This is a genomic window from Colwellia sp. MB02u-9 (assembly GCF_014077085.1).
GTDB lineage: Bacteria > Pseudomonadota > Gammaproteobacteria > Enterobacterales > Alteromonadaceae > Cognaticolwellia.
This window is the reverse complement of record NZ_JACGVF010000094.1, coordinates 473,367-489,540: the sequence shown is the minus strand read 5'-3', so window position 1 is coordinate 489,540 and position 16,174 is coordinate 473,367. Positions and strand designations below refer to the sequence as shown.

Below are 16,174 nucleotides of genomic sequence, written 5' to 3'. Positions count from 1 at the left end.
TCAACTAAAACTATATCGTGCTTTCTTTAGGCGATCTACTGCTAGTTAACGACTAACTGGGTATCTAACCTACTTAAGCGCTTGAAAATATTTGTTTAAGACCGATGTTTTTTGTAATAATTCTATTTTTACATCATATATAAAGAGGCCGCATAAAATATCAAATACATTATCAAATAATTTATACGGCCTTTAATTTACTTTCTTATCAGCTCAATAAAGGGCTGTTAGAATGTATAGCGAGCACCTAAAGAGTAGCGTGCACCTTGTTGAATTGAATCTAATACTTGTCGTTCATCACGTCCACTAGTGCGGGCATTTTCTTCAGTAATGTTGATGGCATTGAAGAAAACAGTTAATCCTTCTGCTTGTGGTACATCGTAACTTACGGTCATATCAACTTGAGCATATTCTTCAATATAGCGTGGGCCAGGACCGGCTTGACCATCTTGTACAAGCGCTACTAAGAATTTATCACGCCAGTTATAAGCAATACGAATTGATAAACCATCTTTTTCGTAGAAGCCAACAACGTTAGCCGAATCACTAATACCTAATTCAGCCGCTTGAGCGCCAATGTCAAAGTCATCATGTTCATTGTCAGTATTTGTTTTAGTGTAATTAACAATAGTACCAAAACCGCTATCACCAAATAAGTGTTGTACGGCAAACTCAATACCGTCATAACCGGTTTTTTCAGTTAAGTTTATCGGAGTACTAATACCGAAGTTCATCAAGTTATCAGTTTCAGCATTACCTAAAATAATAATGTTGCCACCTTCCATGAAGACGTGTTCTGGATCTGTTGCCGCATAGGTATCAAAGATGTATTGACGTTGTGCTAAACCATCATTGCCAACAGCTGCTCGTGCTTCTTCTGTATAAGGACCGTCTGCAGGGTTAACAATACCCGTGGTAGTATTTACCGTGTCTACTAATATATCGTTTGTTACGTCTTTAGTGAAATAACCTAATGAAACGTAACTACCTTCGCCGTAGTACCATTCTGCTGATAAATCGATGTTTTCAGATTCAAGTGGTAATAAACCAGCGTTACCGGTAGAACCTATACCGCCACCTACACGAGCACCAGGGTTTAGCAGTGTGCCACCAATCATATTGTTATATTGAGGGCGGCCAATAGTTTCACTGTAAGCTGCGCGAAGAATAACATCATCAGTAACTTCTAAATTGAAGTTAATGCTGGGTAGCAAATGATCATAGCTTGCTTCTTGTGTACCGTAGATAACATTACCAGAGCTTAATAGTGATACTTCACTGGTACCTTCCCAACGAGGTTCATTAGTAAATTCAGGCACTGAAGACGTTGAAGTAACATCTGTTTCTTCATAACGGATACCAAAATGCACATCAAATGGCATAGTACCAATTTCACCTTCGTAATTATATTGGAAGTAAACTGAAGTCATTTCTTCTTTAGTATATTGGTCAGTTTGTGAAGCATAGTCGCTTGATGGACAAAATGAATTACCACAATCACCTAAAGCAGATGCCTGTACACCTAATACATCAACAGCACGTTCTCTAACGCCATTAAAATCAAAGGCGAAATAATTTTCTAAAATTTCGACATCGCCATTATAACCTTCAAAGTTACCACCGCTTAAATTGTCAAATTGGTCTTGAATGCTTCTACGTGGAAATAATGACTCATCGAATGAACCAGCAGTACCTTCACCACCCCAGTTATTTCGTTGAACATTCTTTTCTCTATGTCGGCTTTCAGAACTGGTCAATGCTAGACCAAAATCTATGCTACCGGCTTCTTCAAGAATATAATTACCATGCAGTTGAGTTTGCGTAATATCAGCACGGTTTTTGATGTTGATAAAAGAACTACCGGTTACAATCATGTCTGAGGCTTGAACTGCATTACCGCCAGTAACAGATAGTACTGGAATATCACCCGTATAGTCAGTTGCAGAAGCCGTACGAACAAAAGCAGCCATACCGATAGTGTTGCTTGAACCTAAAGGACTATTTGGATCACTTTGAGCTGACGAGTCGTGATGATCTAATCTTAGATTTAAGCTGTTATTTACTTGCCATTCTAAATTTAAACCAAGCGATTTAGTTTCATCTTTAACACTAAAGTCACCGCCACCCATTGCAAGATCGGTAGGCTTATTTGGATCAAAAGTTTCAGAATAAACAGCAGGAGAACTTATTGGGCCATCTGTCCAAATATTTTCACTTGGTCCAAAGTTATACCATACTGAAATGTCGTTAAATTGTGTGTCATTTTCTTTTTTTACATAGGTGTAATCAAGGGTCGCAGTAATAGCATCTGTTGGGCTATATTGCAGCACTAATTGGGCATTACTTCTTTTACGCTGTTGTTCTTCAAACTTGTAAATAGTATTTTGTGGTACTGAATAAATGTCATCGTCGCCTGGGCGATTAGTTTGGCTATCATCTCTTCCTACACCACCCCATGCCGCATTAGAGCCACCCCAGTCATTATCCTGTACACCTGAAAAGCTTCGCCAGAAAGCTGTTTTACCTTGCTGACTACCACTTTCACGCTCTGAATAACTACCTGATATCGAAACACCAAATTTACCATCATCAAATGTATTTGAATACAAGCCCGAAAATTGTGGCGTAGTAGAGCCTTCTTTGGTTGTTTGATCTTTTAATGCTTCAGCACTAAATACCGCTTTTTCGCCTGGATTATCAAGAGGGCGATGGGTAGTAATATTAATTGTTGCCCCAATACCACCGGTAGGAACATCTGCTTTTGAGGTTTTGTATACCTGAACACCGCTAACACCTTCAGCGGCAAGATTGGAAAAATCAAACGAGCGATCACCGGTAGTAGTCGGAAGTTGACGACCATTAAGTGTGACTAAATTACGTTCAGGACCAAAACCACGAGCGGTTACTTTACTGCCTTCGCCGTTTGATCTTTCTATAGAAATACCCGTAATACGTTGTAACGATTCAGCTAAGTTACTGTCGGGAAATTTACCAATGTCTTCAGCGTTAATAGCATCAACGATACCACTAGCTGAGCGCTTCATATCCATCGATTTAACCATACTGCTACGGATACCCGTAACTTCGATCACTTCAGTTTTATCTTTTGCAACTTCTTCAGCAGCAAAAACCGGCGTTATTGCCGTTACGCCTAAAATTATAGATAAACTTGTAGCAAGTTGAGTTTTTTTAAAAGTTGAATTCATCGTGTGTCTCCCGAGGTATTTCATATTATGATTATTATATATTTGGAAGCGCTTCCAGTTCAATTTAAAAAAACATACTTCAATCAGGAAGCGCTTCCACAATTTAAAATATTTTACTAATAAGGTCAACCGTATTTTAATAAATAAAGTTAACTATTTTAGAGCTTTTACTCGTTAAATTTAAGTTTAAATGTTGTTTAGTTGTTAGATTTAGGATGCATTTATTTATTTGATAGAGGCGACGTTAACTCGCTAATAAAACGCTAACTATATTATTTTAGGCTAGCGATTTACATTTTTCAAATTAACTAACTTGATGTATTTTTTAAAGCTTGGTGAATAAATTGCACTTTTTTTGCATCAAGTATGTACCAGCGCATTACCCAGGCAACTAATATCGACCCTACAGCAGGAAAAATAGTGAAAGCAGCTAATATGCCTTGTTGCGTGTTAGTGCTTTGTTCTACATCAGCTTGGTAGCCATAATAGGCCAATAACCAACCCGCTAATGCACCGCCAATGGCAACGCCAAGTTTGATGAAAAAAACGATAGCTGAATAAACCATACCCGTTATTCTAACGCCAGTTTTCCAGTGTCCATAATCGATAGTATCAGCCATTTTTGCCCAAAGTAAGGGGGTGGCCATCTGCAGGAAAAAACTCCAAAGAAAGAATAAAGTGAAGGCCATAACGGTTTGTTCACTGCCAACAAAATAACTGATAATACAAATAAAAGCAGCGATTGATTGTAAACAAATATAGGCTTTAATTTTACATACTTTTTTAGATAGCGGTAACGCCAGTGCACAACCTAGAATGCTACCTATCATCCCTAAAGTCATAAACAAGGTGATCAGGTCAGCGCGACCTAAATAATACTTCACATAATAAACCGCCAGTGTGCCGCGCAGTACTTGGCCACTTAATAACAATAATCCAGCTAAGCAAAGAATTCGCCATTGATCATTTTTCCATAAGGCAGACAAATCTTCTTTAAAGCTTGAGTTTTGATCTTTTGGCGGGCTAACTCTTTCTTTAGTACCGGCAAAACAAAGCAGAAAAAGCATTAAGCCTAGCAAGCTCATGGCTATCATAGTGTACTGATAGCCTTGTGCTTTATCTCCAGCACCAAACCACTCTACTAATGGCATAGTGCCTGCTGCAACGATTAGACCACCTAACATACCAAAAACAAATCGATATGATTGTACTGATACCCGTTCTTCAGGGTCAGCGGTCAGTACACCACCTAGCGCTGAATAAGGAATGTTTATCGCGGTATAAGCGATCATTAATAAAGTATAAGTCGCAAATGCATAAACGATTTTACCATTGTCAGATAAATCAAAGGTGGTAAAAGCTAAAATACTGATCAGGCAAAAAGGCAGGGCTAGCCATAATAAATAAGGCCTGAATTGTCCCCACTTAGTTTTCGTTCTATCAGCCATCGCCCCCATTAAGGGATCAGTGATTGCATCAAATATTCTAACCACAAGAAAAAGAGTACCAACAAGTGCAGGAGAAAGACCAACCACATCGGTATAATAAATAAGTAAAAACATCATCACGGTTTGGAAGATGATATTACTGGCTGTGTCGCCTAAACCGTAAGCTATTTTTTCTTTAATTTTCAGCATGTGAATCTCTTTTTTTTTAAATTAATATTCTTCTTATTTTATATACAATGACACTTTACGTTGTTCAATTAACTATTTGATAAATAATTGCTATTTCGTTGATGGATTAAATCACGATAGGCATAACCACTGGCTTTTATTGTTCTTTCTTGGCTTTGATAATCGACATAGACAATACCAAACCTTTTTAAATAGCCTTCAGCCCATTCAAAATTATCCATTAAACTCCAAGCAAAGTAACCTCTTATGTCGACACCTGATTCAATGGCTGTATTTACTGCGTTAAGGTGGCTTTGGTAATAAGCGACTCGGTGAGCATCTTCTACTTTGCCATCTTTGATGCTGTCAGGCATTGCGGCACCATTTTCAGTGATATAAATAGGAGGTAAGGTGTATTTGGCATTTAAAGAAATCAATAAATCAGAAAACCCTGATGGATATATTTCCCAACCCATATCGGTTAATGCAACATCTTTAAGGGTAATTTGAGCGAATATTTCATTTTCATCAGCTTGATATATTGCACGTGTATAATAATTAATACCTAAAAAATCAACAGATTCTGCAATGATGTCCATATCACCTGCAATAATATCAGGCTGTTGTGATAATGGCAGTTGTGAAAGTATTTCTGGATATTGAGCATCAAAAATAGGCTTTATATACCATTGATTAAAATAATCATCAGCGAACTGAGTTGCGGCTATATCCGCTGGGTTTTGGGAAGCAGGGTAGCTAGGGCTAAAATTAAGTACTATGCCATTAAGTGTATTCGGGCTTAATTCTTTAAGTGATTGCATCGCTAAACCATGAGCAAGTAATAAGTGATGAGCTGCCTTTTTACCAAACTCTTTACCTTTAATACCTGGTGCATGAATGCCAATTTCATAGCCTAAATAAGCGCTACAAAAAGGCTCATTTAACGTAGCATACGAATGCACTCTATTGCCAAATGCTTTAATCACTATTTCGGTATATTTTTGAAATTCGTAAGCCGTTTCTCTGCTTAACCAACCACCTTTATCTTCAAGGTGTTGAGGTAAATCCCAGTGATAAAGCGTAACAAAGGATTTAATGTTTTTCTCAACTAATTTATCTAACAAGGCAATATAAAATGCGATACCTGTTGCATTGATACTGCCATCTTCATTAACAACTCTTCCCCACGAAATAGATAAACGATAAGCATCAACGCCGAGAGATTCAATCATTTCGATGTCTTGAGGCCATTTATGGTAATGATCACAGGCAACGTCTCCATTTGAACCATCGACAATAGTGTTTTCTAAAGAGCAAAATGTATCCCAGATACAGGGCAATCGTTGCTCGATACCGCCCTCGATTTGGAATGAGGCAGTAGCAACACCATAAATAAAATCTGTTGAATTCATTTTTGAGTTATAAGGTAAAGTCAATTTCATAGTTATTTATTCTTAATGATTTATTGTTAGTGGTTTTAGTTAGCGTTAATTATTTTTAGATCTTTCAGTTTTTTATCGCATTTGGAAGCGCTTTCAATTTAGCTCGATTGATATTAAAGGTCAATCTGTTTTCGGTAAATAGTAGGGTAACTAATGTCTGGTATAATGATTTTTATGTGATTTAAGTAGCAAAGGGCATGTTTTTAGTTGACTAGGTCAGTAGCTTGCTACTAGAGATCAACATCCAAAAACGCAAAGCCTAGTTCAATTTTATCAATGTCCTATTTACGCTTGCTTTACGTCAACCGCATGGTTATTCTGCTCTTATTTTTATAGATAACAGATGAAAGAATGAGTATGAAATTACCCTTTACATTTCCGATAATTCTTGATGGTGGTATGGGCCGTGAACTGCAACGTATTGGTGCCCCTTTTCAACAACCAGAATGGTCAGCTCAAGCGTTAATTGAAGCGCCTCATTTTATCTCTCAAGTGCATCGTAGCTTTATTAAGGCCGGTGCTGATATCATTACCACCAATACCTACGCGTTAGTGCCTTTTCATATTGGTGAGAAACGCTTTAACGAACAAGGGACTGAGCTTATTAAACTAGCCGCTAGGTTAGCACGAGAGTGCGTTAAGGATAATTCAAGTTTGTTAGTCGCGGGTTGTATTCCGCCATTGTTAGGCTCTTACCGACCAGATCTTTTTTCAGTGGCACAAGCGCAGCCCTTGCTTGAGTTATTAATAAAAAATCAGGAAGTTGATGTAGATTTATGGCTAGCCGAAACGATATCATCTATCGCAGAAGCCGCAATGATCAAGGCTCGCACTCTTGTTACTGGCAAACCTACTTGGATTGCCTTTACTGTTAAAGATGAAATATCCACCGAGTCGACTCTACGTTCAGGAGAGTCAGTTTATGATGCCGTTAGCGAAATTGCAGGGCAAAATGTTTCGGCAATATTATTTAATTGTAGCTGTGTCGAAGTCATGCAGACCGCACTTATCACCGCTAAACAGGCGCTATTAGATCAAGGAATTGAACACCAAGTTCAGTTAGGTGTGTACGCTAATAATTTTTCAGTAATTGGTGAACTACACGAAGCGAATAAAAGTAATGGTATTTCTGGTATCAGAGATGATGTTCCACCAGAAAAGTATAGCGAATTTGCCTCATCTTGGCTTAAATCTGGTGCTTCTATTATCGGTGGTTGTTGTGGGGTTTCACCGGCACATATCAAAAAATTAGCAGAACTTAAATAATGTCATCACTTGGAAGGCAAATATTGAATGTTGAATTTTTAGTGTTGAATCTTAATACTTAATATCTGCCGCGGTACTATTAGTCTTTGTATAACAATCAGTATTGAGCAAAAATAAAACTGAAACCTGAAGTTTTTTGGTCATATTCTGATAAAAACTAAGGCTGAAAGCCTACAATTAGCTAGGTTTTGAGATCGCTAATTGTAGCTCTTACTTAAATAGCACTCATCAGGGTGAGCTTGATAGCAATAAGCATCAAGATAAATCCTGCTACTTTATCAATTTTTTGTTTTTGGCGATTAAAGCGAGGCAATATACTGGGGTGTGATAACAGTAAAGCAATACCGCTGTACCAGATAAAATGTGCCAACATAATGATCAAACCATAGCTTATTTGCATTATTAATGGGGTATCTACCGACACTATTTGGGTAAAAATACTTAAGAAGAAGATAGAGGTTTTAGGGTTTAATATGTTGCAAGTAAAGCCACGACGCAGCGCGATAAAGGCCGAAATATCTGCTGTTTGATATTTTTGGTCATTATGTAAAGGCTCGGTTGTTGTTAACAACTGCCAAGCAATATAGATAAGATAAGCCGCGCCTAAATATTTGATTATAGAAAATAACCAGGCTGAATTTGCAATTATCACGGCTAAGCCTGCAATTGAATAACTGGCATGAATACAAACAGATAAACACATGCCTAAGCTCATATATAAACCGGCCAAACGACCATTGTAGATACTCGTGCGGGTCACTAACACAAAATCAGCCCCAGGTAACATAGCCATAAAAATAGCGATGGTGCTCACCGCGATAATTTCTGCCATATACGTATTGATTAACAACTCCATATTTACCTCTTATCATTTAACATATGCTCACAGCAGCCGACTCATGACTGCGGATGTATGTTAATCTATGAGATATTTAAAACAATACACATATTTGTATAAGGACTTGTGCCTAGTGGACACAAATAAACTCATGCCTTTATTGTCTGATATGGCTATTTTAGTCACTGTGGTTGAGCAGGGGAATTTTAGTAAAGCGGCAAAAAAACTTGGCGTAACACCCTCAGCAGTGAGCCGTCAAATAAGCAGATTAGAAGATGCATTAGGTATCAAACTATTACAGCGTACAACACGACAACTGGCGTTAACTGAGTCAGGAAAAATAACTTTTGATTACTGTAAACAGATGGTTGAGTCGGCAGAAAAAGCGGTTAATGCCAGTCGTTCTATCACATCGACGGTGAGCGGGTTATTGAGGGTGGCGGCACCAAAGTCACTGGCCAATCAGGTATTACGGCCACTTTTTGTTGAGTTTTTAAAACGCTATCCAGACATTCAGTTACATTTAAAAGTCACCGACCGTATTTTAGATCCGATCCATGACGGTGTCGATTTTTTGATTCATATTAATGACTATCCTATTGAAGCTTTGGTCAATGTTAACATTGGCCGCGTTGAACAGGTGTTATGTGCCAGTCCTGATTTTTTAGCCAAGCATGCTCTGCCAAAACATCCCGATGATTTAAAAAATTTACCTTGCATTTGCTTAGGCGAAAATATGACCGACAACCGATGGCGATTTAGTAATGAAAATCATAAAACTACCGTAGAAGTCACGGGATCATATTTACTTAACCACAGTGAAATGCGTCGAGACGCGATTGAACAGGGCTTTGGTATTGGCTCTTTACCCGATTACACCGCGCAGCAAGGGCTTGAAACGGGAAGGTTGATCCCGCTATTGCAAGACTGGCAGTTACAATGTAGTTATCACGGTGATATTTGTTTGCAGTATGTGCAAAGTAAATATATGCCCAATAAAAACCGCATGTTTATCGATTTTATGAAACAAAAATTACAGATAATTAAATCAGACTGCTAAGTGATTGTTATTAACACATAGGCAGTTTGATGGGTTTAGTTTATCAGTAAGAACCGTTAGGTTATTAGCAAGGTGGTTTTCATTTACTTTCGCTGCTGGCGTTAACGATAAACACTTAAGCTCAATGGTTAATATTGCACTTGTACTGGTCTTAAATAAGTTAAGTAAACTTTTAGTCTTCAGTTTTGTCTTTAAAGTCGCATAAGTCTTCAATAATACATGAACCGCATTTTGGTTTGCGAGCTATGCAGGTGTAGCGGCCATGAAGAATGAGCCAATGATGTAAATTAAAGAAAAATTCTGTTTTTCTTGGCGTGTGTTTGATGATGTTTTTTTCTGTTTCTTCTACTGTCTTGCCTTTGGCGTAGCCAGTGCGGTTAGCGACGCGTTGGATATGGGTATCAACGGCAATAAAGTATTTACCCTCATTATCTTTTAGCCAACCAAACCCTGTGTTGAGTACAACATTAGCGGTTTTTCTGCCAACGCCGGGTAGGGCTTCAAGGGCCGCTCTATTTTCAGGCACTTCACCATTATGCAAATCGATTATCATTTGACAGGTTTTAAGGGTATTTACCGCTTTGGTGTTAAATAAACCTATGGTTTTGATGTAAGACTTCAAGCCGTCAAGACCAAGGTCAAGTAGTGCTTGTGGTGTATTAGCGACAGGATAAAGTTTGTCAGTGGCTTTGTTGACACTGACATCAGTGGCTTGAGCGGATAATAACACCGCAATTAATAACTCAAAAGCACTGGAGAAATTAAGCTCTGTGGTTGGGCTTGGGTCGTTGTCTCGCAACCGAGTTAACATATCTAGTCGTGTTGCTTTATTCATCAGAGATATTTTTTATTGTTTTCATTTAGGTATGCTTAGTTAAGTGCGCTAGTTAATTTTCAAAGTTTACACGAACACGTTCAATAGCTTGTTCTAATTTTTTAGGCTTTGCTTGTGCTACTTTATGATCAATAACATTTTTACCTGCGATTAAAAAGCCCATGGCAATAAAGGCACCTGGCGGTAATATCATCAATAAAAATTGGCTATCAAGCTGGTAAATCTCTACTCTTAATCCTGTGGCCCATTGCCCTAAAAGCAGGTTTGCGCCATCAAACAATGTACCTTGACCTAAAACTTCACGTATTGCCCCCAAGACAACTAATACGGCTAAGAAACCAAGCCCCATCATTAAGCCATCAAAACTAGATTGTTTAATGGGATTTTTAGAGGCGTAGGCTTCTGCCCGACCAATAATAGCGCAATTAGTGACGATGAGCGGCAGAAAAATGCCCAACGACTGGTATAAGTCGTAAGTAAACGCGTTCATCAGCAATTGCACACAGGTAACAAAAGTGGCAATAATAAGCACAAAAATTGGAATGCGGATTTCTTTGGGCACCCATTGTCTGATGGCTGAGACGGTGGCGTTTGAACAAATCAGGACAAACATGGTTGCTATGCCTAAGCCTAAAGCGTTAACAACCGTTGAGGTTACCGCCAATAAGGGACAAAGGCCAAGCAACTGTACCAAGCCCGGGTTGTTTTTCCATAAACCTTGCCAAGCTAATGCTTTATATTCTGGATTTATTTTCATTGGTCCACTCCACAGTTACTGGCGGTATTAAAAATTACTTTTTGATTAGCTTGAAAGTAGTCAATGGTTTTTCTAACTGTTTTCACTACAGCTCTGGGGGTAATGGTAGCTCCGGTAAACTGGTCAAACATACCACCGTCTTTTTTAACCGCCCAGCGATTATCGTTTTTATCTAAGACTTTTTTTCCAGCAAATGTTGTGATCCAGTCACTTTTTCTGAGTTCTATTTTATCACCCAAACCGGGTGTTTCTTTATGTAGTAATGTTCTAACGCCACTCACACTGCCATCAATGTTGAGCGCAATTAACAATTCAATATTGCCACTGTAGCCGTCGGGAGCCACTGTTTTAATGGCAGCAGCTGTTGGCATGTTATTTAATCGCGCACGGTAAATTACATCGATTAACAACTCTGTGTCCTTGCCCGTAGGCGCTATAATACAGTCACGGAACATTTCATTATCATGACTATCTTTTTGAATAACTTGGTTTAATTGCTGAATTAATTGTTGTTGAGACTGAAGCTCAATGCGATCTTCTGTCAGTAGCTGCACTAAAGCAACGGTCGCCGTACAGGCTACCGCGAATAAGGCTAATATTTTTGAGTTTTTACTTATTGCAGGCGTTAACTCAGACATTATTTTTTCACTCCTAAGTCGTGGCCATAAGTGCGAGGGCGGGTATATTGATCAATTAAAGGCGCAGACATATTACAGAGTAAAACCGCAAAGGCGACAGCATCAGGATAGCCACCAAACTTTCTGATCAGAAAAACCAATAAGCCAGCCAGTGCGCCAAAAACGAGTCGACCTTTAACGCTCGTTGCACCAGAAACAGGGTCGGTCAGAATGAAAAATGCCCCTAGCATGGTTGCGCCAGTAAACCAGTGAAACATAGTTGAGGCATTGCTATCAGGACTAATCATAAAGGCAATGAAACTACAAACAAATAAACTTAATAGAAAACTTACGGGTGTGCTCCAAGGAATGGCTTTTTTACTCAATAAAAATAAGCCGCCAAGTAGAAAGCCAGCATTGATCCACTCCCAACCCACGCCAAAATGTTTACCTATGGTTGGGGCTTGCATACTCTCAACTACCGTTAACCCTAAAGTCATATTAGTTTTAACCGTATCTAGCGGGGTCGCCATAGTAAAACCATCGATGTGGGTACGAATTTGTTCAACTGAGTAACCTTGAGGCGTATAGCCAGAAAAAATAACGGCAAGCGTGTCAGTTAATTGTATATCCATGGCCAGTAATGATAGTGGTGGTTGCCACTGAGTCATTTGCAGCGGAAATGAAATCAGCAGCATTACATAGGCTGCCATTGCTGGATTGAAAGGGTTATGTCCTAAACCACCATAGAGTTGTTTAACCAGTGCAATCGCAAAAACGCTACCAATAACTGATATCCACCAAGGGGCTAAGGCAGGTAAACTTATACCCAGTAAAACAGCGGTTAATATGGCGCTACCATCAAATAACTGAGGCGTAATTTTTTTATTTCTTAATGATAGTACCGTAAACTCAGCGATGATTGCGGCAGCTACTGCTAAAGAAATATGAATTAAGTTACCCCAGCCAAAGAAGTACCATTGCGCAAATATCCCTGGAATGGTGGCATAAATCACCAGCCTCATTAGGCTTGATGTTTCATTTTGTTGATGATTGTGCGGTGAACTTGCTATCCAAAAGGCCATGGTACTTAATTACTCTGAAGTTGTTGATTTGTTGGATGAAGCGGCTAGTTTTTTCGCCTTTGCTTTAGCCACTACTGCCGCTACGCGCGCTTTTTTAGTTGCCGCAATATCCGCTTGTGCTGCTGTATTACTGTCTTGCATAACATCAATGTTAGCGGGCGTTGTTGATGGCTCCGCACTGTCAAACGATGTTTCAGCCGCTAAATTTGCTGCTGTTTTAGCTTTAGCTTTAGCCTTTGCTTTCGCGATTGCAGCGGCCACTTTCGCCTTTTTATTTAGTGCTTGAGTGACTTTGTCATCTGAATCTGATGCTAAGTTAACTATCTCAAGGGGAATTGCTTTTGTTCTTGCGTCAACTTGAGCATTAGGGCTGTCTGATATTGTTTCTGCTTGAGGTTTATTTTCGTTTGCTTTTGCTTTTGCAATAGCTACGTCAACCTTAGCTTTTTTATCAATGACAACCGGCGCTGCTTGCGATGAGCTTGGTGACTCGTTGTTTTGCAGCGTATCTAACGACTCTATTTGTGCTTGGTTTTTCTGTGCTATTTTTTTCGCTTTTGCTCTTGCAATAGCATTGGCCACTTGGCTTTTACTCTCGTCAACTGGTACAACTGATTCAGCAGTCATCTCGACAGTACTGGTAACAGAACCTTCAGCAGTATTTTGCTTTAGGCTGGCTTGAGCTTTTTTTGCTTTTACGCGAGCAAGTGCGTCTGCTACTGCAGATTTCTCTGATTTTGCTGCACTTGTATCTGTATTCATTCTGGCTTTGCGCGCCTCGGCAGCTTTTTTATGTTTTTCTACTCGGGCAACTTTTTCGCGTTCAAGTCTTTGCTTACGCGCTTCAAATCTAACTTTGGCTTTTTCGGCTTTGATATCGAGTAATTTTTGTTGACGTATTTCAGCTTTGGCAACACGATAATAATGCACTAAAGGTATTTGGCTTGGGCAAACGTAAGCACAAGCACCACATTCAATACAGTCAAATAGATTAAGCTTTGCCAGTTGTGCCTGATCTTTTGCTTTCGCACTCCATAGTAATTCTTGTGGTAGCAATTGTGCAGGGCATACATCGGCACATTGACCACAACGAATACACTCAACCTCTTTACTACTCGTTGACGAAAAGGGTGAGGCTATTTCAATTTCACTAGGCGCTAAAATACAGTTGGTGGTTTTTATCACCGGAACTTGATCATGAGGTAAACTAAAACCCATCATAGGGCCACCCATGATTAAATGCCTATTTTGACTGTTTTTGTAGCCACATTGATCCGTTAAAAAACCAACGGGAGTGCCAATAAGTGCCCAGATATTTTGTGGTTTTTCTAGCGCTTGGCCGCTAACGGTAACAACGCGTTTGATCAGTGGTGTGTCATTGATAACGGCGTCAGCAATAGCAAAGCAGGTGGCAACGTTCTGCATCACTATACCCAACGAGCTTGGTAAAACGCCACTAGGGACTTCTTGACCGGTTAATATTTGTATCAGTTGTTTTTCACCACCACTTGGGTATTTCGTTGGAATAACACAAACGTCGATATGGTCAATATCTGCCGTGGCTTTTTTTAAGGCTGCAATGGCCTTAGTTTTATTTTCTTCGATACCGATAAGAATGTTTTTTGGAGTTAATAAATGGTCAAGAATTTTAATGCCATCTAGAATGGTTGGGCTATGTTCTTGAAGCAATAAATCATCAGCAGTGATATAAGGCTCACACTCAGCAGCATTGATAATTAAGTAATCTATTTTAGCTAAGGTGCTTACTTTAACTTGTGTTGGAAAGCCTGCGCCTCCCATACCAGAAATACCTGCATTAGCTATTTTATCTAATATTTGCGTTTTGCTTAATGAGTGAAATTCAGGACAAATATGACGCTGTTTCCAAGTGTCTTCTCCGTCAGGTGTTAATATAATGCAAGCTTCACTTAAGCCAGAAGGGTGAGGGATCGCCATTGATTTAATGGCCGTGATTGTACCACTCGTAGGGGCGTGAATCGGCACCGACATTGGGCTGTCACAATCACTTAATATTTGCCCTTTAAGCACCTTGTCGCCGACTTTGACCATGACATTACCTGCCTGGCCAATATGTTGACGAATAGGGATAATCAACTGTTCAGGAATTTGCGCACTGGCAATGGGTTTGGAGCAGGTGAGAAATTTTTGCTCAGGCGGATGTATGCCGCCATGAAACTGCGAAAAACTTCCTCGTTTTATACGTTCAATTACCGATTCCACCCAAACCTCGTCTTAATTTATTTGTACTACAGGTATACTATCTAAATCCCATTGCCAGTTTTGTGTTGTTGTGGCAACTGAGATCATCTCTATACAATCTACTGGGCACGGTGCAACACATAAGTCGCAACCGGTGCACTCATCAGCAATGATAGTGTGCATTTGTTTGGTTGTGCCTATAATGGCATCAACCGGACAGGCTTGAATGCACTTGGTACAGCCAATACAGTCTTCTTCAATAATAAAAGCGACTTTAGGGGAGTTATCTGCTTCATGATTCTCATCTAAAGGCTGAACTTCTACCCCCATTAAATCAGCAATTTTTTTAATGGTGTCTTCACCACCTGGCGCACATTTGTTTATAGCTTCACCATTAGCAACGGCTTCTGCATATGGTTTACAACCAGGGTAACCACATTGGCCACATTGTGTTTGTGGCAGCAGTGCATCTAACTGTTCAGCCAGTGGATCACCTTGTACTTTAAAACGCACTGAAGCGAAACCTAACAAGGCACCAAATAAGGCGGCAAGAACACCCAGTACTAATATTGCGATGATTGTATTCATTAAAACTTAACCAATCCTGTAAAACCCATAAATGCTAATGACATTAAACCTGCGGTGATCATGGCAATAGCTGAGCCTTTAAATGGCGCTGGTACATCGGCATTAGCCAGTTTTTCCCGCATAGCTGAAAACATGATTAATACTAAAGAAAAGCCGACAGCGGCGCCAAAACCATAAATGATAGATTCGAAAAAATTATGTTGCTCATAAAGGTTTAATAGCGCAACACCAAGTACGGCGCAGTTAGTGGTGATCAGTGGCAGAAAAATACCTAACAAGCGATATAAGTTTGCACTGGTTTTATGCACAACCATTTCAGTAAATTGCACGACAACGGCAATCACTAAAATAAAGGTCATTGTGGTTAAATATTCTAAACCTAAGGGCGCTAGAATATAACTATTGACGATGTAGCTCAGTAACGAAGCTAGCGTCATAACAAATGTTGTCGCAAACGACATACCTATGGCAGTTTCAGTGCGAGACGACACGCCCATAAATGGGCATAAGCCTAGGAATTTAACCAAAACAAAGTTATTTACTAATACTGTGCCAACAAGTAGCAAGAGATAATCAGTCATTTGATCAATATATTACTGTGGAAATTCGCGCTATTATCCGTGTTTATCTGGCAATAAACAACA

Annotated in this window: 13 protein-coding genes; 2 read left to right on the top strand and 11 right to left on the bottom strand. The window is 39.4% G+C overall.

Features of this window, described 5'->3' with window-relative positions:
• Window positions 1-227 precede the first annotated feature (227 nt).
• From H4J65_RS10725 to H4J65_RS10715, 3 genes are all read right to left on the bottom strand, one after another.
• Entirely contained in the window at window positions 228-3,206 is a 2,979-nt protein-coding gene (locus tag H4J65_RS10725) for a TonB-dependent receptor (protein WP_182198150.1), read from the bottom strand.
• A 308-nt stretch (window positions 3,207-3,514) separates the two neighbouring features.
• Window positions 3,515-4,843, bottom strand: a complete 1,329-nt coding sequence (locus H4J65_RS10720) for a glycoside-pentoside-hexuronide (GPH):cation symporter (RefSeq protein ID WP_182185769.1) — start codon at window positions 4,841-4,843, stop codon at window positions 3,515-3,517.
• A gap of 68 nt (window positions 4,844-4,911) precedes the next feature.
• Window positions 4,912-6,264: a GH1 family beta-glucosidase gene (locus tag H4J65_RS10715; protein ID WP_182198149.1), complete on the bottom strand. Its 1,353-nt coding sequence runs from the start codon at window positions 6,262-6,264 to the stop codon at window positions 4,912-4,914.
• A 357-nt stretch (window positions 6,265-6,621) separates the two neighbouring features.
• Here H4J65_RS10715 and H4J65_RS10710 point away from each other — a divergent pair, with 357 nt between their 5' ends.
• Window positions 6,622-7,530, top strand: a complete 909-nt coding sequence (locus H4J65_RS10710) for a homocysteine S-methyltransferase family protein (protein ID WP_182198148.1) — start codon at window positions 6,622-6,624, stop codon at window positions 7,528-7,530.
• Between the two features lie 214 nt (window positions 7,531-7,744).
• Here H4J65_RS10710 and H4J65_RS10705 read toward each other — a convergent pair whose 3' ends face one another.
• Window positions 7,745-8,386 (bottom strand): LysE family translocator, encoded by a 642-nt coding sequence (locus H4J65_RS10705; RefSeq protein WP_182198147.1) that lies wholly within the window; start codon window positions 8,384-8,386, stop codon window positions 7,745-7,747.
• Between the two features lie 115 nt (window positions 8,387-8,501).
• Between H4J65_RS10705 and H4J65_RS10700 the strand changes: the two genes are divergently transcribed.
• Window positions 8,502-9,428, top strand: coding sequence for a LysR family transcriptional regulator (locus H4J65_RS10700; RefSeq protein WP_182198146.1), 927 nt, complete (start codon window positions 8,502-8,504; stop codon window positions 9,426-9,428).
• 172 nt (window positions 9,429-9,600) lie between these two features.
• Here the strand turns inward: H4J65_RS10700 and nth are convergent, their stop codons facing one another.
• From nth to rsxA, 7 genes are read right to left on the bottom strand one after another with little or no spacing between them, the layout of a single operon-like run.
• Entirely contained in the window at window positions 9,601-10,263 is a 663-nt protein-coding gene (nth, locus tag H4J65_RS10695) for an endonuclease III (RefSeq protein ID WP_182198145.1), read from the bottom strand.
• A 52-nt stretch (window positions 10,264-10,315) separates the two neighbouring features.
• On the bottom strand, window positions 10,316-11,020 hold the full coding sequence (locus H4J65_RS10690; protein ID WP_182198144.1) for an electron transport complex subunit E: 705 nt from the start codon (window positions 11,018-11,020) through the stop codon (window positions 10,316-10,318).
• Window positions 11,017-11,658, bottom strand: a complete 642-nt coding sequence (gene rsxG, locus H4J65_RS10685) for an electron transport complex subunit RsxG (protein WP_182198143.1) — start codon at window positions 11,656-11,658, stop codon at window positions 11,017-11,019. Before rsxG ends, H4J65_RS10690 begins: the two co-directional genes overlap by 4 nt.
• The gene (rsxD, locus tag H4J65_RS10680) at window positions 11,658-12,722 is read right to left on the bottom strand and encodes an electron transport complex subunit RsxD (RefSeq protein WP_182137677.1); all 1,065 of its coding nucleotides are present in this window, start codon (window positions 12,720-12,722) and stop codon (window positions 11,658-11,660) included. The genes rsxG and rsxD overlap by 1 nt, the downstream gene beginning before the upstream one ends.
• 9 nt (window positions 12,723-12,731) lie before the next feature.
• Window positions 12,732-14,963 carry an electron transport complex subunit RsxC gene (rsxC, locus tag H4J65_RS10675; RefSeq protein WP_182198142.1) on the bottom strand — a complete coding sequence of 744 codons (2,232 nt, stop codon included), beginning with the start codon at window positions 14,961-14,963 and terminating at the stop codon, window positions 12,732-12,734.
• Window positions 14,964-14,975: 12 nt separating this feature from the next.
• A complete protein-coding gene (rsxB, locus tag H4J65_RS10670) occupies window positions 14,976-15,530 on the bottom strand; it encodes an electron transport complex subunit RsxB (RefSeq protein ID WP_182137679.1) in 555 nt (184 codons plus the stop codon).
• On the bottom strand, window positions 15,530-16,111 hold the full coding sequence (rsxA, locus tag H4J65_RS10665) for an electron transport complex subunit RsxA (RefSeq protein ID WP_081153075.1): 582 nt from the start codon (window positions 16,109-16,111) through the stop codon (window positions 15,530-15,532). Before rsxA ends, rsxB begins: the two co-directional genes overlap by 1 nt.
• Between the last annotated feature and the right edge of the window lie 63 nt (window positions 16,112-16,174).

Bases quoted from the DNA above. Each gene is read 5' to 3' on its own strand.
- rsxD (WP_182137677.1), bottom strand. From the start codon at position 12,722: ATGGCCTTTTGGATAGCAAGTTCACCGCACAATCATCAACAAAATGAA.
- nth (WP_182198145.1), bottom strand. From the start codon at position 10,263: ATGAATAAAGCAACACGACTAGATATGTTAACTCGGTTGCGAGACAAC.
- H4J65_RS10715 (WP_182198149.1), bottom strand. From the start codon at position 6,264: ATGAAATTGACTTTACCTTATAACTCAAAAATGAATTCAACAGATTTT.
- rsxB (WP_182137679.1), bottom strand. From the start codon at position 15,530: ATGAATACAATCATCGCAATATTAGTACTGGGTGTTCTTGCCGCCTTA.
- H4J65_RS10705 (WP_182198147.1), bottom strand. From the start codon at position 8,386: ATGGAGTTGTTAATCAATACGTATATGGCAGAAATTATCGCGGTGAGC.
- rsxG (WP_182198143.1), bottom strand. From the start codon at position 11,658: ATGTCTGAGTTAACGCCTGCAATAAGTAAAAACTCAAAAATATTAGCC.
- H4J65_RS10690 (WP_182198144.1), bottom strand. From the start codon at position 11,020: ATGAAAATAAATCCAGAATATAAAGCATTAGCTTGGCAAGGTTTATGG.
- H4J65_RS10720 (WP_182185769.1), bottom strand. From the start codon at position 4,843: ATGCTGAAAATTAAAGAAAAAATAGCTTACGGTTTAGGCGACACAGCC.
- H4J65_RS10710 (WP_182198148.1), top strand. From the start codon at position 6,622: ATGAAATTACCCTTTACATTTCCGATAATTCTTGATGGTGGTATGGGC.
- rsxA (WP_081153075.1), bottom strand. From the start codon at position 16,111: ATGACTGATTATCTCTTGCTACTTGTTGGCACAGTATTAGTAAATAAC.
- H4J65_RS10725 (WP_182198150.1), bottom strand. From the start codon at position 3,206: ATGAATTCAACTTTTAAAAAAACTCAACTTGCTACAAGTTTATCTATA.